Below are 26276 nucleotides of genomic sequence, written 5' to 3'. Positions count from 1 at the left end.
CGATTTGACCAGCATATATGCTGCTTGTGCGCCCGATTACGGCATGCGTATCTTGTACGCACGATCTCCGCGTACACCGTATTCCGAGGGGAATCACCATGACCGCCAAAGCCAGCCGCAAGGACTGGTTCGGCCTCGCCGTGCTCGTACTGGCCTGCCTGCTCGTGTCGATGGACATGAGCGTGCTGCTCTACGCGATCCCGTTCCTCAGCGAGGACCTCACCCCCAGCAGCACGCAGCTGCTGTGGATCATCGACATCTACGGTTTCCTGCTGGCCGGGATGCTGATCACCATGGGTTCGCTCGGCGACCGGATCGGCCGCCGCAAGCTGCTGCTCGGCGGCGCGGCCCTGTTCGGCCTGGCGTCGGTGGCCGCCGCCTACTCCACCAGCCCCGAACTGCTGATCGCCAGCCGCGCGCTGCTCGGTGTCGCGGGGGCGACGCTGGCGCCGTCCACCCTGGCGCTGATCCGGAACATGTTCACCGATCCCGACCAGCGCCGGACCGCGATCGGCATCTGGACCGGCGGGTTCGGCGGTGGCGTGATGATCGGCCCGATCGTCGGCGGGGTGCTGCTCGAACACTTCTGGTGGGGCTCGGTGTTCCTGATCAACGTGCCGGTGATGGTGGTGATGCTGGTGCTCGCGCCGCTGCTGCTGCCCGAGTTCACCGATCCGCGGCCGGGCCGGTTCGACCTGCTCAGCGCGGGTCTCTCGCTCGCCGCGGTGCTGCCGATCATCTGGGGGATCAAGGAACTGGCCGCGGGGGCGAGCGACTGGCGGGCGATCGCCGCGCTGATCGCCGGGCTCGCTCTCGGCGTGCTGTTCGTCCAGCGGCAACGCTCGCAGGAAGACCCGCTGATCGACCTGAACCTGTTCGCCGGCCGCCGGTTCAGCACGGCCATCGCCACCACCACGGTGACCCAGTTCGCGATGATGGGCCTGGCCTTCTTCAGCTCCCAGTACCTGCAGTCGGTGCTCGGGTACAGCCCGCTCGCGGCAGCACTGTGGACACTGCCGACGATGATCGGCATGTTCGCCGGGCTGGCGCTCGGCGGCACGCTGGCGACGAAGGTCCGCCCGGCCTCCCTGATGGGCGGCGGCCTGGCGATCAGCGCGGCGGGGTATGTGGTCTTCAGCTTCTCCACGCCGGACAGCGGGCTGGCCCTGCTGCTCGCCGGGGGCGGGCTGATGACGCTGGGCATGGGGATCGTAACCGTGCTGGCCACCGAGGTGGTGCTGGCCACCGCGCCGCCGGAGCGCGCGGGCGCGGCCTCGGCGTTGTCCGAGACCAGCACCGAATTCGGTGGTGCGCTGGGCATGGCGGTGCTGGGCACGATCGGCGCGGCGGTCTACCGGTCGGCCGTCGACGTGCCGGCCGGGCTGCCCGCCGAGGCCGCCGAAGCCGCGCGCGACACCCTCGGCGGCGCGGTCGCGGTCGCCGCGAACCTGCCGCCCGAGGTGGCTCCCGGCTTCCTGCGCGGTGCCCACGAAGCGTTCACCGACGGCATGAACGTCACCATGCTGATCGGGGCCGGTGTGCTGCTCGTCGCCGCCGCGCTGGTCGCGGTGCTGCTGCGCCAGGTCAGCCTGTCACGAGTCGAAGTCCACGGTTAGCCGGTCGGCCGACGGGAAGCTCTGGCAGGTGAGCACGAAGCCCGCGTCCACTTCGGACTGCTCGAGGGCGAAGTTGCGCCGCATGTCGGCCTTCCCGTCGGTCACCTTCGCCCGGCAGGTGCCGCACACCCCGCCCTTGCAGGCGAACGGCAGATCGGGCCGCAGCCGCTGCGCACCGTCCAGGATGGACTCTTCGCGGGACAGCGGCACGGTGGTGGCCCGGCCGTCCAGCACGATGGTCACGTCGCTGCTCGGGCCTTCGATGCGCGCGTCCGGGTGCCGGACGGGCGCGGGCGGCAGGTCGTCCACGTAGAACAGTTCCTGGTGCACGCGTTCCCGCGGCACACCGCGGCGCTCCAGCACGTCCTGCGCGTCGGTGACCATGCCATACGGCCCGCACAGCCACCAGTGGTCCACCCGCTCGGCGATCATCAGCCGGTCGATCAGCTCGCTGAGCTTCTCGCCGTCCAGCCGCCCGCTGAACAGCTCCGCCTCCCGCGGTTCCCTGGACAGCACGTGCACCAGTTCCAGGCGTTCGCGGTAGCGGTCCTTCAGGTCGGCCAGCTCGTCGGCGAACATCACCGTGTCAGTGCGGCGATTGCCGTAGAGCAGCGTCGCCGAGGACCCCGGGTCGGCCAGCACCGAGGACACGATGGACAGGATGGGGGTGATGCCCGAACCGGCCGCGACCAGCACGTGGTGCGCGGCCTGGTCCAGATCCGGGGTGAAGTTGCCGGTCGGCGGCAGCACCTCGACGACGTCCCCGGCGGCCACCTCGTGCACCAGCCAACTGGAGAACATGCCGCCCGGCACCTCGCGCACCCCGATCCGCGGCCCCGCGCCGGCGGGCGCGCAGATCGAATAGGACCGGCGCTCCTCCCGATCCCCGACCACCCGTCGCAGGGTCATCGACTGACCGGGGAGGAACGCGTACTCCTCGGCCAGTTCCGGGGGGACGTCGAAGGTGACGGCCACGGCGTCGTCGCACAGGCGCTCCACCCCGGCCACCCGCAGCGGGTGGAACTCCGAGCGCCGGCGGGTCCTCGTCGTCGTCACTCAGATCTCCTTGAAGTGCTCGAAGGGCTCGGCGCAGGCGCGGCACCGGTTCAGCGCCTTGCAGGCCGTGCCGCTGAACTCCGACAGCCGTTCGGTGTCCGCGGAACCGCAGCGCGGGCAGGTGGTCCGCGACGGTGGGGCGCTCAGGGTCAGCGGGATCGGGCCGGACGGCCGCTTCGGCGCGGTGCCCGGCGGGGCGATCCCGGCCTCCGCGAGCTTGCGGCGCCCGGATTCGCTGATCCAGTCGGTGGTCCACGCCGGGTGCAGCACCGTGCGGACCTCGACCTCGCGGTACCCGGCGTGCCGCAGCGCGTGCTCCAGGTCGTCGCGCATGGTGTCCATGGCCGGGCAGCCGGTGTAGGTGGGCGTGATCGCCACCGTCACCCGTCCGTCCTCTTCGGACACCTCACGCAGTACGCCCAGCTCCGCCAGGGTCACCATCGGCAGCTCGGGATCGGTGACCGTCTCGGCCACGGCGTGCGCGCTCACCACGTCGCTCCGGGGTGCGCGCGGGCCACGCTCTGCATCTCGGCGAGCAGCGAGTCCAGCTCATCGGTGTGCCTGCCTTGGCGGCCACCGCTCCCGGCGACCGGCGAAGCGGACGGAAGTCGCAGCGTGGCCGCGGAAAGCACCTGCGCGAGCACGTCGTCGAATTCGGCGCGCAGCTCGGCATCCGTACCCTGGAACAGTTCCGCGGTGTACGACCACACCGCGTCGAGCCCGGCCTGCATCTTTTCGTGCGACAGCTCGGTCCCGTCGCCGAGCCGGACCGTCCACTGTGCCGCGTAGTCGCGGTGGTAGACCAGTTCCTTGACGCCCTTGGCCGCGATCGCCGCGAGCACCTGGTCCGCCGACGAGGTGAGCCGCTGGAACCGCGCCAGCCGCCAGGTGCTGAACACCAGCAGCCGGGCGACGGAGAAGGCGAAGTCCCCATTGGACAGTTCGACCAGGCGCACGTTGCGGAACTCGCCGCTGTCGCGCAGGAACGCCAGCTCGTCCTCACCGCGGCCGGTGCCGTCGGCCTTGCCCGCGCGGGCCAGCAGCAGCCGGGCCTGGCCGAGCAGGTCGAGACCGATGTTCGCGAGCGCGACCTCGTCCTCCAGCTCGGGTGCGTTCGTGCACCACTCCTGCAGCCGGTGCGACATGATCAGCGCGTCGTCACCGAGCATCAGGCAGTAGGCGGCCAGCTCGGCGGCGTCCACTCCGGACGGCACCGTGGTGTCCACACCGGACAGCGGGTCGTCGAAGCCGGTGCCGAACGCCCAGCGGGAGTCGTCGGTGCCTTCGCTCAGGGCCTCGTACGCGTTGTCAAAGGACATCCTTCACCTCTTTGCGGGGGTCCGGGGGCGTCCCCCGAGCAGAGTCACAGCACTCACATGTGGGGGACGTTGTCGGGAATGTCGTAGAAGGTCGGGTGCCGGTACACCTTGTCGCCGCTGGGCGCGAAGAACGGGTCCTTCTCGTCCGGGCTGGACGCGGTGATGGCGGCGGCCTTGACCACCCAGATGCTCACACCCTCGTTGCGCCGGGTGTACAGGTCACGCGCGTGCCGCACGGCCATCTCGTCGTCCGCGGCGTGCAGCGAGCCCACGTGCACGTGGTTCAGCCCGCGCTTGCCCCGCACGAAAACCTCGTACAACGGCCAGTCGTGCTTCATGCCGACGCCCCCTTCTTGGCCGCGTGTGCGGCGGCTGCCTCACGCACCCACGCGCCTTCGTCCTGCGCCTTGCGCCGCCGCTCGATCCGCTCGGCGTTGCACGGGCCGTCACCCGAAATCACCCGCTTCAGCTCGGACCAGTCGATCTCGCCGAAGTCGTAGTGCCCGCGCTCGGCGTTCCACTTCAGGTCCGGGTCGGGGAAGGTGACCCCGAGCGCCTCGGCCTGCGGCACCGACATGTCCACGAACCGCTGGCGCAGCTCGTCGTTGGTGTGGCGCTTGATCTTCCAGGCCATCGACTGCGCGGTGTTCGGCGACTCGGCGTCCGGCGGGCCGAACATCATCAGCGACGGCCACCACCAGCGGTCCACCGCGTCCTGCACCATCTCGCGCTGCGCGTGGGTACCCCGCATCATCGTCATCAGCAGCTCGTACCCCTGCCGCTGGTGGAACGACTCCTCCTTGCAGATCCGGATCATCGCGCGCGCGTACGGCCCGTAGGAACTGCGGCACAGCGGGACCTGGTTGCAGATCGCCGCGCCGTCGACCAGCCAGCCGATCACGCCGACGTCGGCGAAGGTCAGCGTCGGGTAGTTGAAGATCGAGGAGTACTTCTGCCTGCCGTTGATCAGCTTGTCGGTCAGGTCCGCGCGGTCGGCGCCGAGCGTGGTCGACGCCGAGTACAGGTACAGCCCGTGCCCGGCCTCGTCCTGCACCTTGGCCAGCAGGATCGCCTTGCGGCGCAGCGACGGCGCCCGGGTGATCCAGTTGCCCTCCGGCTGCATGCCGATGATCTCGGAGTGCGCGTGCTGGGCGATCTGCCGGATCATCGTCTTCCGGTACGCCTCGGGCATCCAGTCGCGCGGCTCGATCCGCTGGTCGCGCGCGATGGTCCGCTCGAAGTGCGCTTGCAGGTCCTCTTCGGACAGTTCGGCGACCGCGGTCATTTCGCCTCCTTCTCCACCAGCGTGAGCACGTCGTACTTCGCCACCGACGCACCGTCCTGTTTGGTCACGTCGGCGTCCCACCGCACTTCGCCGTACTCGGCGTTCTCCCGCGGGGTGATCTGCTTCGCCGTCAGCGTCACGGTCAGCTCGTCACCGGGGAACACCGGCGTCAGGAAGCGGAGGTTTTCCAGGCCGTAGTTCGCCAGCACCGGACCGGGCTCCGGGGAAACGAACAACCCCGCGGCGAACGACACGATCAGGTACCCGTGGGCGACCCGGCCGCCGAAGAACGGGTTCGCCTTCGCGGCCTCCTCGTCCATGTGCGCGTAGAAGGTGTCCCCGGTGAATTCGGCGAAGTGCTCGATGTCCTCCAGCGTCACCGTGCGCGGGCCCGCCGTCACGGAGTCGCCGATCTTCAGCTCCGCCAGCGACTTCCGGAACGGGTGCGTCTCGGTGGCGCTCCGGTCGGCACCCTCCACCCACCGGTTGGTCACCGCGGCCAGCACCTTCGGGCTGCCCTGCACGGCCGTGCGCTGCATGTGGTGCAGCACGCCGCGCATACCGCCCATCTCCTCTCCGCCGCCCGCGCGACCCGGGCCGCCGTGCACCAGCTGCGGCATCGGCGAGCCATGGCCGGTGGACTCCTTCGCGTCGTCGGCGTCGAGCACCAGCACGCGGCCGTGCCACGGCGCGACCCCGAGGACGACCTCCCGCGCGAACGCCGTGTCGCCGGTCACCACCGATCCGGCCAGGCTGCCCTGGCCACGGGCGGCCAGGTCGATGAGCTGGTCGACCGAGGTGAACGGGATCAGCGTGGACACCGGCCCGAACGCCTCGACCTCGTGCGGCTCGGCGCGGTCGGCGTCGTCGGCACGCAGGAGGACCGGCGAGATGAACGCGCCGCGCTCGGCGTCGGCGTCCACCACGTCCACGCGCTCCGGGTCACCGAAGACGATGCGACCGGCGTCGAGCAGCGACTTGAGCGAGCGGCGGACTTCCTCGCGCTGCTCCAGGCTGGCCAGCGCACCCATCCGGACGCCTTCGCTGGTCGGGTTCCCGACGGTCACCTTCGCCAGGCGCTCGCTCGCCGCCTGCGCGACGTCGTCGATCAGCTCGGCCGGCACGAACGCGCGCCGGATCGCGGTGCACTTCTGGCCAGCCTTGACCGTCATCTCGGTGACCAGCTGCTTGACGTACAGGTCGAACTCGGTGGTGCCGGGCTTGGCGTCCGGGCCGAGCACGGACAGGTTCAGCGAGTCGGCCTCGGCGGTGAACCGCACGGAGTGCCGCACCACCGCCGGGTGCGCGCGCAGGTGCTGCGCGGTCGACGCGGAACCGGTGAACGAGACCAGGTCCTGCCCGGCGACGTGGTCGAGCAGGTCACCGGCGCTGCCCGCGACGAACTGCAGCGCGCCCTCGGGCAGCAGCCCGGACTCGATGATCAGCTCGACCAGGCGGGCGGTCAGGTACGCGGTCTGGCTGGCCGGCTTGACCAGGCTCGGCACTCCCGCGATGAAGGCGGGCGCGAACTTCTCCAGCGGACCCCAGACCGGGAAGTTGAAGGCGTTGATCTGCACCGCGACACCGCGCATCGGCGTGCAGATGTGCTGGCCGGCGAAGGTGCCGCCCTTGCTCAGCGGCTCGACCGCGCCGTCGACGTAGACGGTGTCGTTGGGCAGTTCGCGCTTGGCCTTGCTGGCGTAGCTCAGCAGCACGCCCATGCCGCCGTCGATGTCGAACTTCGAGTCGCCGAGCGTGGCACCGGTGCGCGCCGACAGCGCGTACAACTCGTCGCGGTGCTCGCGCAGGTGCAAGCCGAGCGCTTTGAGCAGGTTCGCGCGCTGGTGGAAGGTCAGCTCACGCAGGGCGGGGCCGCCGACGCGGCGGCCGTGCTCCAGCGCGGCGCCCATGTCGATCCCGGCCGAGGAGATCCGGGTGACCTCTTCCCCGGTGACCGCGTCGTGCAGCGGGACACCTTCCGCGTCCGGTGTCTGCCACCCACCCGAGACGTAGCTGCGGAGCACTGCCATCGAGTCCGACCTCCCGGAATTACCAACCGTACGTTCAGTAAGTACTGTAACCGGGCGAGCTGGTGAACACCAGCTATCCGCCCCAGGCGAGCGGCAGGTGCAGCACGCCGTTGATGAAGTTCGACGTCAGGTACCGGACCTCCCCGGCCGGCCGGACCTGCGGCAGCGCGCGCAGGAACTCGGCGAAGAAGATCCGCATCTGCAATCGCCCGAAGTGGGCGCCGAGGCACACGTGCGGGCCCTGCCCGAAGGCCAGGTGGTCGTTCGGCTCACGGGTGATGTCGAACTCGAACGGGTCCGGGAACGCGCGCTCGTCGAAGTGCGCGGACGCGTGGTAGACGACGACCTTGTCGCCGGCGCGGATGAGCTGACCGGCGAGTTCGACGTCCCTGGTCGCGGTGCGCCGGAAGCTGAGCACGGGCGGGTGCCAGCGCAGCATCTCCTCGATCGCGGACGGCAGCAGTTCCGGGTGCTCGCGCAGGCGGGCGTACTGCTCGGGGTGCTCGACCAGGGCGTGCACGCCACCGGGCAGCGCGCTGCGCACGGTGTCGTTGCCCGCGATCACCACGAGGAAGAAGAACATGTCCAGCTCGGCGCCATCGAGTTCGGCGCGGACGAGCGCGGTCATCAGGTCGTCGCCCGGTTCGGCGCGCTTGCGGTCGGCGAGTTGGCGCGCGTAGGCGAACATGTCCGCGAGCAACGCCGGAGACCGCGGGTTGAGCGGCTTGCCGTCGTCACCGAGGATCACCTCGGCGTGCTCCGGATCCTGGTAGCCGATCACCCGGTTGGTCCAGTGCAGCAGCAGTTCGCGGTCCTCGGCGGGCACGCCGAGCAGGTCGGCCAGGTTGAGCAGCGGGAAGTCGTCGGTCACGTCGACCGGCAGGTCGCATTCGCCACGATCCGCCACCGCGCCGATCAGCCGCCGCGCGCGTTCGGCGATCCGCTCGGCCGAGCGTTCGAGCCGCTTCCGGGTGAACACCGCGGCGACGACCTTGCGCAGCCGGTTGTGCTCCGGCGCGTCCATGTTGAGGATCGCCCGGCGGATGAACGCCAGGTCGTCCGGCTCGGGGTCGCGGATCTGCGTGGCACCGAGCCAGGACGAGAAGTCCTCGGGCGTGCGGAGCACGTGCTTGACGTCCGCGTGCCGGGTCACCGCCCAGTAGCCGGGCCCGGCGGGCCAGCCCAGCACCTCCCGCTCCTCCTGCCAGGCGACCGGCGCGGTGTCCCGCAGCTCCCGGAAGGCCTCGTGCGGCAGGCCGCCGGCGAAGACCGTCGGATCGAAGACATCCGGCATGGCTCAGCTCCAGTCGTGGAAACCCTTGCCCGTCTTGCGGCCCAGCTCGCCCTTTTCGACTTTTTCCCGCAGCAGCCGCGGCGGCTCGAAGCGGTCGCCGAGGGTGCTCGCCAGGTACTCGGCGATGGCCAGGCGCACGTCGAGGCCGACCAGGTCGGTGGAGCGCAGCGGACCCATCGGGTGGCGGTAGCCCAGTTCCATCGCGCGGTCGATCGACTCGGCGTCGGCCACGCCCTCCTCCAGCATGCGGATGGCTTCGAGGCCGAGCATCACGCCGAGCCTGCTGGTGGCGAAGCCCGGCGAATCCCGGACCACGACCTCGCTCTTGCCGAGCACGCCCACCCAGTTCAGCACCTGGTCGCGCACCGAGGCCGCGGTTTCCGGCCCGAGCACCACCTCGACCAGCTTGGAGGCGGGCACCGGGTTGAAGAAGTGCATGCCGAGGAACCGGTCCGGCTTCGCCAGCGCGGCGGCCAGTTCGGTGATCGACAGCGAACTCGTGTTGGTGGCCAGCACGGTGCCTTCGCCGACGGCCCGCTCCGCGGCGGTCAGCACGTCGACCTTCAGCTTGGCCACCTCCGGCACGGCCTCGACGACCAGCGCGGCGTCAGAGGGCAGCTCGTCGATCGCGGTGCACACGCTCACCCGTTCGATGACCTCTTCCGGGGTGCCGTCGAGCTTCCCGCGCTCGGCCGCCCGCCGCAGGCCGGTCAGCACGCGCTCCCGCGCGGCGTCGGCGGCCGAGGCGTCGCCTTCGACGACCACCACCCGCGCCCCCGTCGCGGCGAAGACCTGCGCGATCCCGGCCCCCATCCGGCCACCGCCGATCACCCCGATCGCTTCCACGCGCACCTCCACACTTGACACCGCATTCGACCGGAAACATTATTAACCGTCCATTCGGTCAGTTAGCAAGAGTGGAGCGCCGATGGATACCAACGCCGCCCAGCGCATGTTCGAGGCCGACGAGGCGTCCAGGGCGCTGGGCATCGAACTCGTCGAGGCCGCCGGTGGGCGGGCCGTCGCACGGATGAAGGTCAGCTCGTCGATGGTCAACGGGCACGACCTCGCCCACGGCGGCTACCTCTTCCTGCTCGCCGACACCACCTTCGCCTGCGCCTGCAACAGCCATGGCCCGGTGACCGTGGCGGCCGGCGCGGAGATCGACTTCGTGGCTCCGGCCCGGCTCGGTGACGAACTCACCGCGACCGCGGCCGAGCGCACCCGCTACGGGCGCAACGGGATCTACGACGTGACCGTGCGCCGGGCGGACGGCGCGGTGATCGCGGAGTTCCGCGGCCGCAGCCGCGTGATCGGACCGAAGGACAAGTCGTGAACAGAACCGAGCTCCAGGCCGTCCAACTGGAACGTCTGCAGTGGACACTCGAGCACGCCTACCGCAACGTGCCGCTCTACACCAGGAAGTTCGACGAGGCCGGGGTGAAGCCGTCGGACTGCCGGTCGCTGGCCGACCTGGCGAAGTTCCCCTTCACCACCAAGCACGACCTGCGCGACAACTACCCGTTCGGCATGTTCGCCGTGCCGCAGGACCAGGTCCGCCGGATCCACGCCTCCAGCGGCACCACCGGCAAGCCCACCGTGGTCGGCTACACCGAACGCGACCTCGACACCTGGGCCACGGTGATGGCGCGCTCGATCGAGGCGGCGGGCGGACGGCCGGGGCACAAGGTGCACGTGGCCTACGGCTACGGCCTGTTCACCGGCGGCCTCGGCGCGCACTACGGCGCGGAGAAGCTGGGCTGCACGGTGATCCCGGCGTCCGGCGGCATGACCGCGCGCCAGGTGCAGCTGATCGTCGACTTCGAGCCGGACGTCATCATGGTCACGCCGACCTACCTGCTCACCCTGCTCGACGAGTTCGACCGCCAGGGCATCGACCCGCGGTCCACCTCGCTGAAGGTGGGCATCTTCGGCGCCGAGCCGTGGACCGAGCAGATGCGCGCGGAGATCGAAGACCGCATGGGCATCGACGCGGTCGACATCTACGGGCTGTCCGAGGTGATGGGTCCCGGGGTGGCCCAGGAGTGCGTGGAAACCAAGGACGGGCTGCACATCTGGGAGGACCACTTCTACCCCGAGGTGATCGACCCGATCGACGAGCAGGTGCTGGGCGAGGGCGAGATCGGCGAATTGCTGTTCACCTCGCTGACCAAGGAGGCGCTGCCGATCATCCGGTACCGCACGCGTGACCTGACCCGGCTGCTGCCGGGTACCGCGCGGCCGGAGTTCCGGCGGATGGAGAAGGTCACCGGGCGCACCGATGACCTGATCATCCTGCGTGGGGTCAACCTGTTCCCCACCCAGATCGAGGAGATCGTGCTGCGCACCGAGGCACTGGCACCGCACTTCCAGCTGGTGCTGACCCGGCCGGAGCGGATGGACCACCTGACCGTCCACGTCGAGGCCCGCGAGGACGCGACCGCCGCGCAGCGCGCCGCCGCGGCGGCGGAACTGGTGCGCGAGGTGAAGGACCGGGTCGGCGTGACCGTGGACGTGTCGGTGGTCGACCCGGACACCCTGGAACGCTCGATGGGCAAGATGCGGCGCGTGCTCGACCGGCGAGAGCGGGCATGACGGCGGCGAAACCCGCGCGGCGGGGCAGGCCGGGGTACGACCTGGAGTCGCTGCTGACCGTCGCGGTGAAGCTGTTCAACGAGCGCGGGTACGACGGCACCAGCATGGAGGACCTGTCCAAGAAGCTGGGCATCACGAAGTCGGCGATCTACCACCACGTGCCGAGCAAGGAGGAAATGCTCCGGCTCGCCGTGGACCGCGCGCTCGACGGGCTGTTCGCCGTGGCCGACGAGGTCGCCGACGCGGACGGCCCGGCGATCGACCGGCTGGAGCGGCTGGTGCGCGGCAGCGTCGAGGTACTGGTGGACCGGCTGCCGTTCGTCACGTTGCTGCTGCGGGTGCGTGGCAACACGAAGGTGGAGCGGGCCGCGCTGGCTCGACGGCGCGAGTTCGACCGGATCGTGACGGACCTGGTGAAGGCCGCCGAAGCGGAAGGCGACGTACGGCCCGACGTGGACCCGGCGGTCACCAGCCGATTGCTGTTCGGCATGGTCAACTCCCTGATCGAGTGGTACCGCCCGCGCGGCGGCGCCTCGGCCCAGGAACTCGCGGACGCCCTCTGCAAAATCGCCTTCACCGGCCTACGCCAGCCCTAACCCCCCGGTTGATTGCTATGAGTGGGGCATTACTTGCGTTGATTGCAAGTAATGCCCCACTCATAGCAATCGAGGGCGGTCGGCGGGCCGTCGAGGCGGGGGTGATGATGTAGCTCGTGGAGATTGCCGCTCAGATCGTCGGGCTCGTCGTGGGTGTGCTGGTGGTCACGGCGATCGCGCGCCGGTTCGACTGGTCCGAGCCGCTGTGCCTGGTGCTCGCCGGGGTCGCTGCCTCGTTCGTGCCCGGCGTGCCCGACTACGAACTGCACCCCGAGGTGGTCCTCCTCGGCCTGCTGCCACCCCTGCTCTACGCCACCGCGATCCGCACCTCCCTGGTCGACATCCGCCGCAACCGCGGGCCGATCGGCCTGCTCTCGGTCGGCCTGGTCGCGTTCACCACGATCGGCGTCGGCCTGGTCACCTGGCTGGTCATCCCCGGCCTGCCGCTCGCCGCCGGGCTGGCGCTCGGCGCGGTGGTGGCGCCGCCGGACGCGGTGGCCGCCACGGCCGTCGCCCGCCGGGTCGGCATGCCGCGCCGGATCGTGCGCATCCTCGAAGGCGAGAGCCTGCTCAACGACGCGTCGGCGCTGGTCGCGCTGCGCACCGCGATCGCGGCCATCGCCGGTTCGGTGTCCCTGCTCGAGGTCGGCGGGGACTTCCTGCTCGCCGCGGGCGGCGGCATCCTGGTCGGCCTGGTCGGCGGGAAGATCGCCTACCTGCTGCGCGCGCGGATGGAAGATCCCGTGCTGGACACCGCGACCTCGCTGGTGGTCCCGTTCGCCGCGTACCTGGCCGCCGAGGAGATCCACGGCTCCGGCGTGCTGGCCGTGGTGATCGCCGGGCTGATGCTGGGCAACCACGAGCCGCGCATGCTCTCCGGCTCGTCCCGGCTGGCCAACCGGCTGAACTGGCGCACCATCCAGTTCCTGCTGGAGAACCTGGTCTTCCTGCTGATCGGCCTGCAACTGCGCCGGATCCTGGAGGAGGCGGGCCGCTCGGAGCTGGGCATCGGCTCGCTCATCGGCGTCTGCGCGGCGGTGCTGGCGGCCACCGTGCTCACCCGGATCGCCTGGATGTTCGGCATCGGCACGATCCGCAGGCTCCTGCGGGGAAAAGCGTGGCCGTGGTCGTACTCGGCGGTGATCTCCTGGGCGGGCATGCGCGGGGTGGTCACCCTGGCCGCCGCGTTCGTGCTGCCCGCCGACACCCCGCACCGGTCGGTGCTGGTGCTCGCGGCGTTCGTGGTAGTGGCGGGCACGCTGCTGCTGCAGGGCATGACGCTGCCGAGGCTGGTCCGCCGGCTCGGCCTGCCGCCGCCCGACCCCGCCGAGGACGCGCTCCAGGAGGCGGCGCTGCTGCACGACATGACCCGCGCCGCGCTGGACGAACTGGAGCGGGTGCGCCGCCCGGAGGATCCCCAGGAAGTTGTCGACCGGCTGCGCGACCGGGTGAACCACCGGTCGGACGCGGCGTGGGAGCAGCTCGGCCGCCAGAGCGAGCTGAACGAGACCCCGAGCGACGTCTACACGCGACTGCGCCGCGAAATGCTCGAGGCCGAACGCACCGTCCTGCTCGACACGCGCAAGACCGGCCGCATCGACGACGAGGTGCTGCGCCGCGTGCTGGAGGCCCTCGACATCGAGGAGTCCATGCTCACCGAACCCGAGGAAATCGACTTGGACGACGAACGCGAGCTGAGCACCCCCGCCGCGACCGCGGGCAGCTGCAAGCACCTGGCCAAAGCCCCCGCCGACACCGAACCGGAGACCCCGGACGGCTGCGCCGAGTGCCTGCGCGACGGCACGTCGTGGGTGCACCTGCGCCTGTGCCTGACCTGCGGGCACGTCGGCTGCTGCGACTCGTCCCCGGAACGGCACGCGAGCGCGCACTTCCACGACACCCGGCACCCGGTGATGCGCAGCTTCGAGCCCGGCGAGAGCTGGCGCTGGTGCTTCGTCGACGCGGATCTGGGCTAGCTAGGCTGGACCCGGTGAAATCATGATCGATGGCCTCGCGACCGCCCTGATCATCGCGACCCTGGTGGGTGCGGTGTGGGCACTGGTGCACGTCCTGCGGAACCGTCCGCCGAACCGGCCGCTGTACGGCGCGCTCGCGGTGATCGAGGTGGCGCTGCTGGTGCAGACCGTCGCCGGGATCGTCAACTTCGCGAACACCGACCGGCCGGTCGACGGACCGGAGTTCCTCGCCTACCTGATCGGCATCCTGGTGATCCTGCCGATCGCGGTGCTGTGGTCGATGGCCGAGCGCACCCGGTGGGGTACCGGGGTGCTGCTCGTGGCCTGCCTGGCGTTGCCGGTGATGATCGTGCGGATGCAGCAGATCTGGGAGTTGCGCGGTGCCTGAAACGAAACCCACCACCCGCAGCGGCCCCGGCCGGGTGCTGGTGGCGCTGTACGCCATCTTCGCCATCGGCGCGACCTCGCGCTCGGTGGTCCAGATCCTCACCCGCTTCGACGAGGCCCCGCTCGCCTACTCCCTGTCCGCGGTGGCTGCCGTGGTGTACATCTTCGCCACCTTCGGCCTGGCCGGCGGTGGCCGCGGCGGGCGCACCCTGGCCACCGCCTCGTGCCTGTTCGAACTGGTGGGTGTGCTGGCCATCGGCACCTTCAGCCTCCTGGACCCGGAGGCCTTCCCGCACGCCACGGTGTGGTCGGCCTACGGGAAGGGCTACCTGTTCATCCCCTTGGTGCTGCCGGTACTGGGCCTGCTGTGGATCCGCCGCACGGTCCCGCGAACCCCCTGAAGCCACACCCTTCCGTGCCGATCACCGCCGTGGCCGGTCCGAACCCCGTTCCCCCGTTGCCGAGTTTTCCGCTCGCCTTGGCTGTTCCGCCCCCTGCTGCTGGCGCGGCACCGCGTGCTGTTCCGGGGCGTGGTGCGATTCCGCGACTTCGTAGTCATGCCGGCACCGGCGGCCGAACCGCCGGGCTCCGCCCGTCATGACCGCATCCCCTGGTGCTTCCGGGTGACCGTCTTCATGACGCCTCCTTCGCCGGCGCCGATTTTACGCCCGGCGCCGCCGAATGCGCGCATCGATTTCGCGTCGCGGAATCAAGGGTGACCGGAATTCGTTGAATCCCGCAGGAGGCGAAACATGATCGAATTGGCCGAGCGCCTGCTCACCGAGCACCGGACGATCGCCGTGGTCGGGCTGAGCACCGATCCGATGAAGGCCGCGCATTCGGTACCCGCGGCGATGCAGGCGGCCGGATTCCGGGTGATCGGCGTGCACCCGAGCGCCGATCGGCTGCTCGGCGAGCCCGCCTACCGCTCATTGAGCGACATCCCCGAACCGATCGACATCGTCAACGTGTTCCGCCCGGCCGCCGAAGCGCCGGGGATCGCGCGGCAGGCGGTGGCCATCGGCGCCAAGGCGGTGTGGCTCCAGCAGGACATCTTCTCCCCCGAAGCACGCCGGATCGCCGAAGAAGGCGGCTTGGACTACGTCGAGGACCAGTGCATCGCCGTGGTCCGCGCCCTCTCCGGCGCCCACAAAAACTAAGCGACCCGCTTCGCCGCCGGCGGCTGGTGGCGGTCGGACCGGGTGCGGCGCCGCGCCCGCGAGGGCTCGGCGTCGGCCGTGGCGGTGAAGGTGTCCGCGTCCTCCCGCACGTGGCTGCCGGGTTCCGGCGCCCGCCACCGGCCGAAGCCGAGCAGGACGGTGCACAGCACGCCGATCAGCAGCGGCACGTGCCCGCTCAGCCGGTACCAGCCGACCTCGCCACCCAGTACGTCCACAGTGGACAGGAACAGCAGCACCCCGGCGAAGCTGAGCAGCAGCGGCAACTGCGTCCGCGCCCGGTACGGCCGCGCGGCCACGAACAGCAGCCCGATCGCGATGGCGAAGTTGAACGCCGCCGTCTCGTGCTGCAGGTGCCCGCCGTGCGCGTCCCCGGTCAGCCCCGGCATCGGTCCCAGCAACTGCGAGACCACCACCGAAAACTGGCACACCGCGACCAGCACCAGCGCCCACCGCAGCCGGTCGACCCCCGGTTTCGCGCTGACCCTGGCGTACACCCGGTCCGGCACCACCGGCGGGTCGCCCACCGGCGCCAGCCGGGCCAGCCGGGTGATCCCGGCCGCCGCCTCCCGCCAGGCGGCGCAGTCGGCGCAGCCGTCGACGTGCGCCTCCAGCTCGGCCATCGGCACGCCCGGATCCTCACCGTCCAGCGTCGCCGAAATCCCCTCGCGAACGGTCGAACACTCCATGGTTGTCCAGTCGTCGGCGCCGAGACAAAAGTTCCCGCATCCCGAGGCGGTCATGGCGTCGTGGTCGGACCACCGCTTAGGGTGATCCCTTGTGGATGACGACGAGATCACCCGCCACGCGTTCCGCGCGGCCGGCGGCGATCGGCGCGCCGCGGAGCAGTTCGTCGCCGCCACCCGGCACCAGCTGCACCGCCTGCTGAGCTACCTGTCCGACCCCGGCGCCGCCGAGGACCTGGTGCAGGAGACCTACCTGCGTGCCTTCGCCGCGCTGCCCCGGTTCGCCGGGCGCTCCCCCGCCCGGATGTGGTTGCTGGCCATCGCCAAGCGCGTCGCCGCCGACCACCTGCGTGGCAACCGCCGCCGTCCGCGCACCACGCCGGTCGAGGACTGGATGGCCGAGGCCGAGCAGGCGAAGGCGCCGGACCACGGCAGGCTCGTGGTGCTCCAGCAGCTGATCGGCCAGCTCGACGACGACCGGCGCGAGGCGTTCGTGCTCACCCAGATCACCGGCCTGTCCTACGCCGAAGCCGCGGAGATCTGCGAGTGCGCGGTCGGCACCATCCGGTCCCGTGTGTTCCGCGCCAGGGACGAGCTGACCGAGGCGCTGGCGCAGGGCGAAGGCGGACGCCGATCGGCCACCAGCGGCTGGTGACCGGGGGTGATCCCCTCTTCACCCACATGTGGACAACACCTGTGGACAACTCTTCTGATCAGCGAGAACGCAGCACGATCGACGTGTCCAGTGGCGGTCGTTCCAGCACTTCGACCGTGTGCCACCCACGCGGGGGACACCCATCCGCGAGTGCGCGTTCGACCTTCGCCGCGCGTCGCACGTGCCGCGTGAACGACCGTTCCGCGAGCACCCGCCCCCGCGCCCGCTGACCCGCCGCGGCCTCACCCGGCGTGGTGTGCACCCACAGCAGGTGGCGACTCCGCCCGGCCAGCAGGGCCATCACGATCAGCATCAGCCGGGTGCTCGCCCTGGTCGCGGGCTCGTGGGCCACCACGGCCCGGCCGCGGCGCAGCGAGAACAACAGGATCCGCGAACGGTGCCCGAGGTGCACCAGCGGCCGGTACCAGCGATAGCGCACCCATGGCGGCAGCACGCGGCTGAACCAGGCACGCACCTGGTCGGAGTCGAGCAGCTTGGCGCCGGCCTCGTTGTCCGCGCGGGCGAGCAGCGTGCTCTTGCCCGCTCCCGGGATCCCGGCGACCACCACCAGACCGTGGACCGGTACCGGCAGTTCCACCTTCGCCCGACACATGCGCGGGGAACGAGCCGCCTGCCCGGATCGTTCCGATCGCCCGGCTTCATCCATGCGGAAAGTTTCCACCAACCGTCGCGAATCGGTTACGCACCGGCGACCGCGGTGCAACTCGGCTCAGCCACGGTCACAGGGTTCATCCCCGTCCCCACCTGGAGGAACCGTGACCCGATGGACCGCTTCGGCCGTCGCCGCCGCACTGGCCGCGACCGCCATGACCGTGACGCTCGCCACGCCCGCCGCGGCCACCCCGCCGAACATCCCGAGCAAGGCCACCGCGCAGTCCGAGCTGAACTCGCTCACCGTCGCCACCGAAGGCAGCCTGAGCGGTTATTCGCGCGACCTGTTCCCGCACTGGTCCACCGTGTCCGGCAGCTGCAACACCCGCGAGACGGTGCTCAAGAGGGACGGTCAGAACGTGGTGCAGGACTCGGCCTGCGCGGCGGTCTCCGGCAGCTGGTACAGCCCCTATGACGGCGCGACCTGGACGAACGCGGCCGATGTGGACATCGACCACATCGTGCCGCTGGCCGAGGCGTGGCGCTCCGGGGCGAACTCGTGGACCACCAGCAAGCGCCAGCAGTTCGCCAACGACCTCAGCCGCCCGCAGCTGATCGCGGTGACCGACAACGTCAACCAGGCCAAGGGCGATCAGGACCCGGCGTCCTGGCAGCCGTCGGTGTCGTCGTACCGGTGCACCTACGCCAAGATGTGGATCCGCTCGAAGCACTACTGGGGCCTGCGGGCGCAGTCTTCGGAGAAGTCGGCGCTGCAGACCATGCTGAACACCTGCTCCTCGTGAACATGTGACGTGCATCACAGCGAATCCGCGTGATGAGTGCCTGGTCCGGACGTCACAGACGTACCGGACCAGGCGCGCTCGGGGGCACGCCTGGCTCGGGAATCGTTTCCCGGGAAGCGGCGGGCGGAGGTGCCGATGCACAGGTGGTACGGGATGTCGAAGGTGCACCGGTGCCGCCTGTCCTCGGCGCCCGAGGGTGTGGCCTGGCCGGAGTTCGAGGCCTCGCTGCGGTTGTCCACCGCGGGCCTGGCCACCATCGAGCCTGCCACCCGCGACCAGGCCGACCGCGAGGCGCGGCTGACCCTGGTCAGCTCGCCGACCGGCAAGATCACCCAGGCCGACCTGCCGCCGGTGCGGGTGTCCGTCGAGGAGTCCGAGGAGTTCGTCGGCTTCTACGTGCTGGAGCACTCGCCGTGGTGGGTCACCACCGGCGGCCGGGAGATCATGCACGCTCCCGGCGAGCTGCTGATCGCCGCGCCGGGGCCACTGCGGGCGCTCAGCCGCGCCCGCGGCCTGGCCACCGGCCTCTGGGTGGCGGCCGACCGGCTCACCGTGTCCCGTCGCGACCTGGATCGCTTGCGCCGGCGGCCGACCGCGCTGCCGCCCGCTCTGCGCACGCTGCTGACCACCGCCGCCGACAGCCTGGCCGAATCCGGCGAGCTGGACGTGCTCGGCGCGGAGAACTACCTGACCGGACTGGCCGACCTGGTGGTGCGCTCCCAGCTCGGCCGGGCCACCGGCCACGAGCCGAAGCAGGTCCGCAAGCAGCAGATCCGCGAGTACATCCAGCAGCGGCTCGACGACCCCAGCCTGGACGTCGACTCGATCGCCGCCGCCCACCACATCTCGCGCAGCGCGCTGTACCAGATCTTCGAAGACGAGGACGGGGTCGCCGGGTACGTCCGGCGACGCCGCCTCGTCCGGGCGAAGGAAATGCTGGCGGACCCCCGCCGGACGAACGAAACCATCGGCGCGATCGCCCGTCAGGCCGGATTCACCAGCCACGCCCATTTCAGCCGCGTCTTCACCCGGACCTTCGGCGCCAGGCCGAGCGAATTCCGCGGCGGGTGAGCGGCCCCGTCAGGCGCTGAACCGGACCGGCGGCAGTGCGTCCGGTTCCACGATCCCGAGCCGGAACGCGCGCCCGACGGCGTCGCACCGGTTGCGGGCCACCAGCTTCTTCAGGATGGACTTCACGTGGGTCCGCACGGTTTCCACGGAGATGTTCAGCGTCTCCCCGATGGTCCGGTTGTCCAAGCCCTCGGCCATCAACCGCAGCAGTTGTGACTCGCGCACGGTGAGCGGGCTCACGTGCGGCTGGGCGGACGGCGTCGCCGTGGCGTCGGTGAAGCCGGGACGCAGGCGCGGCGAGAGGTAGTTCTGCCCGTGCACCGCCCGCCGGAGGCCGGTGGCCAGCACGTCGGCCGGGCTCGCGCTGTCCAGCACCACCGTGGCACCGGCTCGCACGGCCTCGCTGACCCGCACCGGGACCGGCCGGTCGCCGCCCGGATCGAGCATCACCACGATGCCGCGGGTGGACCGGCGGCGGGCGAAGACCTGCACGAAACCGAGGTGCGGATAAGCCTTTTCGTGCACCCAGAACAGTCCGTCACCAATACGCTGGGCCAAACGGGTGGCGACTTCGAGATCGGTAGCGGAATGCACGACCACGCGCCCGAAAATTCGTTCCAGCGCCCTGGCCATTCCTTCGCGGATCAACGGGACCGGACTGACCACGACGGCCGCGGGCACCTCCGGCCGCGGCGCCGGACGTTCGTCGAAAGCCGGGAAAGATCGCAGGTGCAGCGACCTTTCGACGCTTCCGCCCACCTGCTGCCCCTCGGTGACGTACGACATGGTGTTCCTCCTCGGCGGCGGCGCGGAGAAAATCTCCGGCGAGTTCCCGCCACTCTAGACAGCCCGCTTACCGGATTCCTTTGCCCAGTTGTGCGCCGCTATTGCGGATCTGCGCAGCCACCGGAAGCCCTTTGTCCATCGGTACGGAATGTTTGTCCATCCGTCCACATCGGGCGGTACCGGCCCATGTGGACGCATAATGGCGGTGGGGAAGGGAGGTGGGTGATGACGCACCCCTCTTCCGGGCAGGGCGCGCCGCTCAGCGCGGTGTACGCACTGGAGTTCAACTCCGCCAAGGGACCGGTGGACGGCGACGTGGAACAGGTCGCCGCCCTGCTGATCGGCCGGGCCCGGGTGGAGGGCGTGCTGTGGGGGCTCAAGCCCAGTTCGGCCCGGATGAGGGTGCGGGCCGGCCTGAGCGCGGCGATCGGGTCGGGCGCCTACGACCTCGACCGCTGCATCTGGCACGTCAACCCGGACGACGAGGACGGCGAGTGGCTGCTGTTCACGCTGTGCGCCACCGCCGAGCGCACCGTGCTGGTCAACCGGCGGCGGCTGATCGTGCCCGCCGGGCAGCTGATGGTGAGCACCTCCTCGGTCGCCCACTCCATCGTCCACAACGGACCCAACGAGTGGTGGGCTGTCCGGGTGGACGCGGCCGCGGTGCACCTGCCGCACCGGGCGGTGGAGGAACTGCTGTTCCGCCCGCTGCCGGTCGGCGAGCTCCTCACGCGGCTGGTGGTCAACACCCTGCCGGAGCACCCGGCCGACGAACCGTCCGGCGAGATCGACGCGGCGGGCTTCGACCACTACCTGGCCGGGCTCGCCGAGTTGCTGCTGCGCTCGGTCGGCCCGCGCGGCGGCAGCGCCAGGACCGGCTCCACTCGGCGGCAGGAGGTCGAGCGGTTCATCCGGCAGCACCTGGCCGACCCCGGGCTGTCGGTGACCTCGGTCGCCAGCGCGCACGCGGTCTCCCGGCGACGGCTCTACCAGTTGTTCGAGGACACCGGCGAGGGCGGCGGCATCGCCGAGTTCATCCGGCACTCGCGCATGGAGCGGGCGCGGGAACTGCTCGACGACCCGGCGCACCGCGGGGAGTCGATCGCGCAGATCGCCGCCCGCTGCGGCTTCGTCAACGCGGCGCACTTCACCCGGCTGTTCCGAGACGCCACCGGCCTACCCCCCGGCGAATACCGACGCCGCCGCACCCACCAGTAACCAAGCCCGCCGCCCAGCGAGCCCCACTCTCCCGCACCCGAACCCCACGTTCAGGCACCCGAACCCCACACTCAGACACTCGAACCCCACACTCAGGCATCTGAGCCCACGAGGTGGAAACGCTATGAGTGGGGCATTACTAGCGTTCAATGCAAGTAATGCCCCACTCATGGCACTCCCCGGGGTCAGCCGCCCCCGGCCACCGCGCGTGGACCACTAAGCTCGCGCGGTGGGTAAAACGCTGCGTGACTTCGGTACCGGTGCCGGGCTGCTGGCCAGGGGGTTCGGCCTCGTCTTCAGCAACGGCAAGCTGTTCCTGCTGGGGGCGATCCCGGCGTTGCTGACCAGCCTGCTGCTCTTCGGCGGCATCCTCGCGCTCGCGCTGAACGCGGACGACCTGATCACCTGGGCCACCCCGTTCGCCGACGACTGGTCGCAGACCTGGCAGACCGTGCTCCGCGTGGCCGCCGGGATGTCCATCGTGGTCGCCGCGGTGGCGATCTCGCTGCTGCTGTTCTCCGGGCTGACGCTGATCCTCGGCGGCCCGTTCTACGAGGCCATCGCCGAGCACGTCGAAGACCACGAACTCGGCGGCGTACCCGGCACGCAGCAGGTCGGCTGGGCGCGGTCCGCGTGGCTCGGCCTGCGCGACACCCTGCTGCTGGTGCTGCTCGCGATCCTGTTCGGCATCCCGCTGTTCGTGGCCGGGTTCATCCCGGTGCTCGGGCAGACCGTGGTGCCGGTGGTCGCCGCGCTGGTCGGCGCCTGGCTGCTGGCGCTCGAGCTGACCGCGATCCCGTTCTCCCGCCGCGGGCTGAACCTCAAGGTGCGGCGCCGGACGCTCGGCGGCAGGCGCGCGATGACGCTCGGTTTCGCGACGCCCACCTACCTGCTGTGCCTGATCCCGCTCGCGGGCATCGTGGTGCTGCCCGCGGCGATGGCGGGCGGCACGCTGCTCGCCCACCGCGCGCGGGAGTTCAGCACCGGTTCAGCATCTCCGACAGCGCCGTCTTCTCCCGCTCGGTGACCGTCAGCCCGTAGTGGTGCTTGACCTCGATCCAGTCACCGGCGTAGGTGCACCAGTAGGAGACCAGCGGCGGCTTCCACTCGTCGGGCGCCTTGTCGCTCTTCTGCTGGTTGACGTTGTCGGTGACGGTGATCAGCTGCGGGCGGTCCATGTCGTTGGCGAACTCCTCCCGCCGCTGTTCGGTCCACGACCGCGCGCCGCTGACCCAGCTGTGCCCGAGCGGCACCATGTGGTCGATGTCCACATCGGACGCCTTGGTCCAGGTCTCGCCGTCGTACGGGCTGACCCACTTGCCGGAGTCGGGCGCGCAGTCGGGACCGGCCTGCACGTTCTCGCCGTCGCGTTTGAGCACCAGCTCACGGGTGTTGCAGTTGCCGTCGTGCGCGGACCAGTGCGGGTACTGCTCGCGGTCGTAGCCGTCCATGCTCCCGCGTTCGCCGATCACCAGCTGGCCGAGCAGCTGCCGCGGTGGTCCCGCGTCCACCCCCGGCCCGGCGGGCGCGGGCTCCACCGGGGGAGCACACGCCGAGACGAACGCCAGCAACACCAGCAACACCCACCGCGACCTCATCACGAACGGAGTATGCGGCCGGAACCCGTCCGAGCGGTACCGACGCGCGGGTCAGATCACCGCGGCCAGGCGCGTGCCCTGGTCGATGGCCCGTTTGGCGTCCAGTTCCGCGGCCACCTCGGCTCCCCCGATCAGGTGCACGGGCACGCCGTCCAGCTGCCCGGCCAGCTCCCGCACCGGCTCCTGCCCGGCGCAGACGACCACGGTGTCCACGTCGAGCACCCGCGGTCGCTCGTGCCGGGGCCCGAAGCTGATGTGCAGGCCGTCGTCGTCGATGCGCTCGTAGTTGACCCCGGGCAGCTGCTCCACGCCCTTGTTCTTCAACGCCGCGCGGTGCACCCAGCCGCTGGTCTTGCCGAGCCCCTTGCCGATGCGCTCGTCCTTGCGCTGCAACAGGTACACCTTGCGCGGCGACGGTTCCGGACGCGCCTCGGCCAGCGCGCCGCCGGCCACGCCCCACTCCGCCTGCCACTCCGCCAGGTTCAGCGCCGGTGACGAGGTGTGCGTCAGGAACTCGCTGACGTCCACGCCGATGCCCCCGGCCCCGATCACCGCGACCTTGTCCCCCACCGGCTTCCCGTGCCGCACGACGTCCACATAGGACAGTACCTTCGGGTGGCCGATCCCGGGGATGGCCGGCACGCGCGGGGTCACGCCGGTGGCCAGCACCACCTCGTCGAACCCGGTCAGCTCGGCGGCGGTGGCCCGGGTGTTCAGCCGCAGCTTGACCCCCGCCAGGTCGAGCTGACGCCGGTAGTACCGGATCGTCTCGGCGAACTCCTCCTTGCCGGGGATGCGCCGGGCGATGCCGAACTGCCCGCCGATCTCGGCCTCGGCTTCGAACAGCTCCACCTGGTGCCCGCGCTGCCCCAGGTTCACCGCGGCGGACAGCCCGGCGGGACCGGCGCCGACCACCGCCACGTGCTTGCTCCGCCGCGCGGGCAGCAGCACCAGTTCGGTCTCGCGCCCGGCACGCGGGTTGACCATGCACGAGACCTTCTTGTGCACGAAGGCGTGGTCCAGGCAGGCCTGGTTGCAGGCGATGCACGTGTTGATCTCGTCGCTCAGCCCGGCTTCGGCCTTGCGCACCCACTCCGGATCGGCCAGCAGCGGCCGAGCCATCGACACCAGGTCCGCGCCACCGCGGGCGAGCACCTCTTCGGCCACCTGCGGCATGTTGATCCGGTTCGAGGTGACCACCGGGATGTCCACGTGCGGCTTGAACTTCGCCGTGACCTCGGTGAACGCGGCGCGCGGCACCGAGGTGACGATGGTCGGCACGCGGGCCTCGTGCCAGCCGATGCCGGTGTTGATGATGGTCGCCCCGGCCGCCTCGACGGCCTTGCCCAGCGCGACGATCTCGTCCCAGGTCTGCCCGTCCTCGACGAATTCGGCCATGGACAGCCGGTAGACGATGATGAAGTCGGGCCCGACGGCCGCCCGCACGCGGCGCACGATCTCCACCGCGAGCCGCTGCCGGTTCTCCGTCGAGCCGCCCCAGCGATCGGTGCGCTTGTTGGTGCGCGGGGCGAGGAACTGGTTGATGAAGTAGCCCTCGGAGCCCATGATCTCGACGCCGTCGTACCCGGCTTCGCGGGCCAGCGCGGCACAGCGGGCGAAGTCGTCGATCTGGCGCCGGACCCCGCGATCGGACAGGGCACGCGGGCGGAACGGGTTGATCGGCGCCTTGATCGCGGACGCCGACACGCTCAGCGGGTGGTAGGCGTACCGGCCCGCGTGCAGGATCTGCAGGGCGATCTTGCCGCCCGCCTCGTGCACCGCGCCGGTGACGCGGCGGTGCCGCTTCGCTTCGGCACGCGTGGTCAGCTTGGACGCGAACGGCAGCAGCCAGCCTTCGCGGTTGGGCGCGTAACCGCCGGTGATCATCAGGCCGACGCCACCACGGGCGCGTTCGGCGAAGTATTCGGCGAGCTTGTCCACGTCACGGGCGCGGTCCTCGAGCCCGGTGTGCATCGAGCCCATCACCACGCGGTTGCGCAGCGTGGTGAACCCGAGGTCGAGCGGAGCGAGCAGGTTCGGGTACTCGGTCATCGGCCATCCCTTTCCAGTGCTTCCGCGACCTCGTCGCACCATTCGACGAACGACTGCTCGGCGCGCACACCCCCGCGCAGCACGAGGTACTGGTGGAGGTCCTGTCCGCTGAGCCCGCGCGGGTCCGGGAAATCGCGCTTCTCGATCTCGCGGTAGACGTCGAGGCGCTCGGCGTGCCGATCCCGGTGGCGGCGCACCTCGGCCAGCACGACGGCGGCGTCGCCCAGGCTCGCGCCACGCACCTTCACCGCGAGTTCGTCGCGCAGGATCGCGGGCTCGTTCGGCTCGCCCAGCCATCGCCGCAGCTCGGCGTGGCCGTCCTCGCTGACGCGGTAGACCTTCTTGTCCGGCCGCCCGTCCTGCGCGACCAGTTCGTTCGACAGCCAGCCCGCCTCGGTCATGCGCTTGAGCACGCGGTAGATCTGCTGGTGGGTGGCGCCCCAGAAGAAGCCGATGGACCGGTCGAACCGGCGGGCCAGCTCGTAGCCGGAGCCGTCCCGCTCGGTCAGCGAAACCAGGATCGCGTGTTCGAGGGCCATGGTTCCGGAGGCTAATAGGCAACTAGGTGCAGTGCAACTAGGTGCATAGTGTGGTGAGCAACTCAGCCACCGCCTCCACCGCGGGGGACGCCCACTGCTCACGCCCTCGGAGCAGCCACAGGTGGTAGCGCGCGATCGGCGGCGACCGCAGCTCGACGAGCCGCCCGGCCTCCAGCTCCGGTGCCACCGTGACCGTGGGCAGCAGCGCCAGCCCGAGCCCGGCTTCCACGCACCGCTTGACCACCTCGACCCCGCCGTACCGCGGCGGGGTGTCGGCGACCATCTCGGCCAGCTCGTCGTTGTAGCCGCAACCGCGTTCGAGCAGGAGCACGCCGGCTTCGGTCAGTTCGGCGGCGGTGATCGCGCGGGTCCGCGGCAACGGCGTGTCCGGTGGTGCGACCAGTGAGAGGCGCTGCCTGCCCAGGTCCACGCTGTCCACTGTGGAGTACCGGATGGACGGCTCCAGCGCCAGCGCGAGATCGGCCTGCCGCTCCCCCAGCGCCCGCACGGCCGCACGGGTGGGCGCGGGCACCAGCGTGAGCCGCACCTCGGGCAGGCGCCGGGTGATCTCACGCAGCACGGACGGCAGCCGGTAGGCGCAGACGGACTCGGGTGCGTACAGCCGCACCGGCCCGGCGGGTCGCCGATCGGCGACCTCGGCGAACATCCGGTCTTCGAGGTCGAGCAACTGCCGGGCGTGCTCGGCGAGGCGGGTACCGGCGTGCGTGGGCGCGACCCCGGCGGTGTGCCGGTCGAGCAACCGGGTGCCCGCCAGCCGCTCCAGCGCCTGGACGTGGGCGGTGACCGTGGACTGGGCGAAGGTCAGCTCGCCGGCAGCCGCGGTGATGTTGCCGGTGCGGACCACGGCGAGGTAGCTGCGCAGCAGGCGGGTATCCATCGGCATCCCCGATCGTCGGCATCGAA

Annotated in this window: 28 protein-coding genes; 13 read left to right on the top strand and 15 right to left on the bottom strand. The window is 70.7% G+C overall.

The genetic code is table 11. From position 1 onward, the window contains the following. The first annotated feature begins 98 nt into the window (after positions 1-98). Complete coding sequence (locus tag L3Q67_RS13925; RefSeq protein ID WP_499189893.1) at positions 99-1616, top strand: MFS transporter; 1518 nt, start codon at positions 99-101, stop codon at positions 1614-1616. Here L3Q67_RS13925 and paaE read toward each other — a convergent pair. From paaE to L3Q67_RS13885, 8 genes are all read right to left on the bottom strand, one after another. Continuing rightward, on the bottom strand, positions 1593-2672 hold the full coding sequence (paaE, locus tag L3Q67_RS13920) for a 1,2-phenylacetyl-CoA epoxidase subunit PaaE (RefSeq protein ID WP_499189892.1): 1080 nt from the start codon (positions 2670-2672) through the stop codon (positions 1593-1595). The genes L3Q67_RS13925 and paaE overlap by 24 nt on opposite strands. Then, on the bottom strand, positions 2673-3164 hold the full coding sequence (gene paaD / locus L3Q67_RS13915; RefSeq protein ID WP_499189891.1) for a PaaD family protein: 492 nt from the start codon (positions 3162-3164) through the stop codon (positions 2673-2675). It abuts the gene before it with no gap. Beyond that, the gene (paaC, locus tag L3Q67_RS13910; RefSeq protein WP_499189890.1) at positions 3158-3991 is read right to left on the bottom strand and encodes a 1,2-phenylacetyl-CoA epoxidase subunit PaaC; all 834 of its coding nucleotides are present in this window, start codon (positions 3989-3991) and stop codon (positions 3158-3160) included. Before paaC ends, paaD begins: the two co-directional genes overlap by 7 nt. Positions 3992-4044: 53 nt before the next feature. Further along, positions 4045-4329 carry a 1,2-phenylacetyl-CoA epoxidase subunit PaaB gene (gene paaB / locus L3Q67_RS13905; RefSeq protein WP_209662917.1) on the bottom strand — a complete coding sequence of 95 codons (285 nt, stop codon included), beginning with the start codon at positions 4327-4329 and terminating at the stop codon, positions 4045-4047. Further along, complete coding sequence (paaA, locus tag L3Q67_RS13900) at positions 4326-5276, bottom strand: 1,2-phenylacetyl-CoA epoxidase subunit PaaA (RefSeq protein WP_499189889.1); 951 nt, start codon at positions 5274-5276, stop codon at positions 4326-4328. Before paaA ends, paaB begins: the two co-directional genes overlap by 4 nt. Beyond that, positions 5273-7306 carry an aldehyde dehydrogenase family protein gene (gene paaZ, locus L3Q67_RS13895; RefSeq protein ID WP_499189888.1) on the bottom strand — a complete coding sequence of 678 codons (2034 nt, stop codon included), beginning with the start codon at positions 7304-7306 and terminating at the stop codon, positions 5273-5275. The genes paaA and paaZ overlap by 4 nt, the downstream gene beginning before the upstream one ends. Positions 7307-7379: 73 nt before the next feature. After that, the gene (locus L3Q67_RS13890; RefSeq protein WP_499189887.1) at positions 7380-8600 is read right to left on the bottom strand and encodes a cytochrome P450; all 1221 of its coding nucleotides are present in this window, start codon (positions 8598-8600) and stop codon (positions 7380-7382) included. A gap of 3 nt (positions 8601-8603) precedes the next feature. Further along, the gene (locus L3Q67_RS13885; RefSeq protein WP_499191532.1) at positions 8604-9413 is read right to left on the bottom strand and encodes a 3-hydroxyacyl-CoA dehydrogenase family protein; all 810 of its coding nucleotides are present in this window, start codon (positions 9411-9413) and stop codon (positions 8604-8606) included. 139 nt (positions 9414-9552) lie between these two features. Here L3Q67_RS13885 and paaI point away from each other — a divergent pair, with 139 nt between their 5' ends. From paaI to L3Q67_RS13850, 7 genes are all read left to right on the top strand, one after another. Beyond that, positions 9553-9936 (top strand): hotdog family protein, encoded by a 384-nt coding sequence (gene paaI, locus L3Q67_RS13880; protein WP_499191531.1) that lies wholly within the window; start codon positions 9553-9555, stop codon positions 9934-9936. Continuing rightward, positions 9933-11195, top strand: coding sequence for a phenylacetate--CoA ligase (gene paaK / locus L3Q67_RS13875; protein WP_499189886.1), 1263 nt, complete (start codon positions 9933-9935; stop codon positions 11193-11195). The genes paaI and paaK overlap by 4 nt, the downstream gene beginning before the upstream one ends. After that, positions 11192-11791: a TetR/AcrR family transcriptional regulator gene (locus L3Q67_RS13870; protein WP_499189885.1), complete on the top strand. Its 600-nt coding sequence runs from the start codon at positions 11192-11194 to the stop codon at positions 11789-11791. Before paaK ends, L3Q67_RS13870 begins: the two co-directional genes overlap by 4 nt. A 116-nt stretch (positions 11792-11907) precedes the next feature. Beyond that, positions 11908-13767 carry a Na+/H+ antiporter gene (locus L3Q67_RS13865; RefSeq protein WP_499189884.1) on the top strand — a complete coding sequence of 620 codons (1860 nt, stop codon included), beginning with the start codon at positions 11908-11910 and terminating at the stop codon, positions 13765-13767. A gap of 22 nt (positions 13768-13789) precedes the next feature. Further along, positions 13790-14155: a hypothetical protein gene (locus L3Q67_RS13860; protein WP_499189883.1), complete on the top strand. Its 366-nt coding sequence runs from the start codon at positions 13790-13792 to the stop codon at positions 14153-14155. After that, on the top strand, positions 14148-14555 hold the full coding sequence (locus tag L3Q67_RS13855; RefSeq protein ID WP_499189882.1) for a hypothetical protein: 408 nt from the start codon (positions 14148-14150) through the stop codon (positions 14553-14555). The genes L3Q67_RS13860 and L3Q67_RS13855 overlap by 8 nt, the downstream gene beginning before the upstream one ends. 351 nt (positions 14556-14906) lie before the next feature. After that, complete coding sequence (locus L3Q67_RS13850; RefSeq protein WP_499189881.1) at positions 14907-15314, top strand: CoA-binding protein; 408 nt, start codon at positions 14907-14909, stop codon at positions 15312-15314. Here the strand turns inward: L3Q67_RS13850 and L3Q67_RS13845 are convergent. Then, positions 15311-16075, bottom strand: coding sequence for a zf-HC2 domain-containing protein (locus L3Q67_RS13845; protein ID WP_499189880.1), 765 nt, complete (start codon positions 16073-16075; stop codon positions 15311-15313). The two genes, L3Q67_RS13850 and L3Q67_RS13845, sit on opposite strands and share 4 nt — an antisense overlap. Positions 16076-16112: 37 nt before the next feature. Here L3Q67_RS13845 and L3Q67_RS13840 point away from each other — a divergent pair, with 37 nt between their 5' ends. Further along, positions 16113-16673, top strand: coding sequence for a sigma-70 family RNA polymerase sigma factor (locus L3Q67_RS13840; protein ID WP_209662929.1), 561 nt, complete (start codon positions 16113-16115; stop codon positions 16671-16673). 58 nt (positions 16674-16731) lie between these two features. Here the strand turns inward: L3Q67_RS13840 and L3Q67_RS13835 are convergent, their stop codons facing one another. After that, a complete protein-coding gene (locus tag L3Q67_RS13835; protein ID WP_499189879.1) occupies positions 16732-17271 on the bottom strand; it encodes a P-loop nucleotide/nucleoside kinase family protein in 540 nt (179 codons plus the stop codon). 229 nt (positions 17272-17500) lie between these two features. Here L3Q67_RS13835 and L3Q67_RS13830 point away from each other — a divergent pair, with 229 nt between their 5' ends. After that, complete coding sequence (locus L3Q67_RS13830) at positions 17501-18088, top strand: HNH endonuclease family protein (RefSeq protein ID WP_499191530.1); 588 nt, start codon at positions 17501-17503, stop codon at positions 18086-18088. A gap of 135 nt (positions 18089-18223) precedes the next feature. Continuing rightward, a complete protein-coding gene (locus tag L3Q67_RS13825) occupies positions 18224-19159 on the top strand; it encodes a helix-turn-helix transcriptional regulator (RefSeq protein WP_499189878.1) in 936 nt (311 codons plus the stop codon). 9 nt (positions 19160-19168) lie between these two features. On the opposite strand, the gene L3Q67_RS13820 is transcribed toward L3Q67_RS13825, so the two are convergent. After that, a complete protein-coding gene (locus L3Q67_RS13820) occupies positions 19169-19945 on the bottom strand; it encodes a response regulator transcription factor (protein ID WP_499189877.1) in 777 nt (258 codons plus the stop codon). A gap of 225 nt (positions 19946-20170) precedes the next feature. On the opposite strand from L3Q67_RS13820, the gene L3Q67_RS13815 reads away from it, so the two are divergent. Both L3Q67_RS13815 and L3Q67_RS13810 read left to right on the top strand, forming a co-directional pair. Continuing rightward, positions 20171-21163 carry an AraC family transcriptional regulator gene (locus L3Q67_RS13815; RefSeq protein WP_499189876.1) on the top strand — a complete coding sequence of 331 codons (993 nt, stop codon included), beginning with the start codon at positions 20171-20173 and terminating at the stop codon, positions 21161-21163. 229 nt (positions 21164-21392) lie between these two features. Then, entirely contained in the window at positions 21393-22190 is a 798-nt protein-coding gene (locus tag L3Q67_RS13810; RefSeq protein WP_499189875.1) for an EI24 domain-containing protein, read from the top strand. Here L3Q67_RS13810 and L3Q67_RS13805 read toward each other — a convergent pair. From L3Q67_RS13805 to L3Q67_RS13790, 4 genes are read right to left on the bottom strand one after another with little or no spacing between them, the layout of a single operon-like run. Then, complete coding sequence (locus tag L3Q67_RS13805) at positions 22141-22761, bottom strand: HNH endonuclease family protein (RefSeq protein WP_499191529.1); 621 nt, start codon at positions 22759-22761, stop codon at positions 22141-22143. The two genes, L3Q67_RS13810 and L3Q67_RS13805, sit on opposite strands and share 50 nt — an antisense overlap. A 51-nt stretch (positions 22762-22812) precedes the next feature. After that, positions 22813-24813 (bottom strand): NADPH-dependent 2,4-dienoyl-CoA reductase, encoded by a 2001-nt coding sequence (locus tag L3Q67_RS13800; protein ID WP_499189874.1) that lies wholly within the window; start codon positions 24811-24813, stop codon positions 22813-22815. Next, positions 24810-25352 (bottom strand): PadR family transcriptional regulator, encoded by a 543-nt coding sequence (locus L3Q67_RS13795; RefSeq protein ID WP_499189873.1) that lies wholly within the window; start codon positions 25350-25352, stop codon positions 24810-24812. The genes L3Q67_RS13800 and L3Q67_RS13795 overlap by 4 nt, the downstream gene beginning before the upstream one ends. Positions 25353-25389: 37 nt before the next feature. Next, on the bottom strand, positions 25390-26256 hold the full coding sequence (locus tag L3Q67_RS13790; protein WP_499189872.1) for a LysR family transcriptional regulator: 867 nt from the start codon (positions 26254-26256) through the stop codon (positions 25390-25392). Between the last annotated feature and the right edge of the window lie 20 nt (positions 26257-26276).

The organism is Saccharothrix sp. AJ9571 (assembly GCF_021725495.1).
GTDB lineage: Bacteria > Actinomycetota > Actinomycetes > Mycobacteriales > Pseudonocardiaceae > Amycolatopsis > Amycolatopsis magusensis.
Note: the sequence above shows the minus strand (reverse complement) of the source record. Positions and strands in the feature narration are given on the sequence as shown.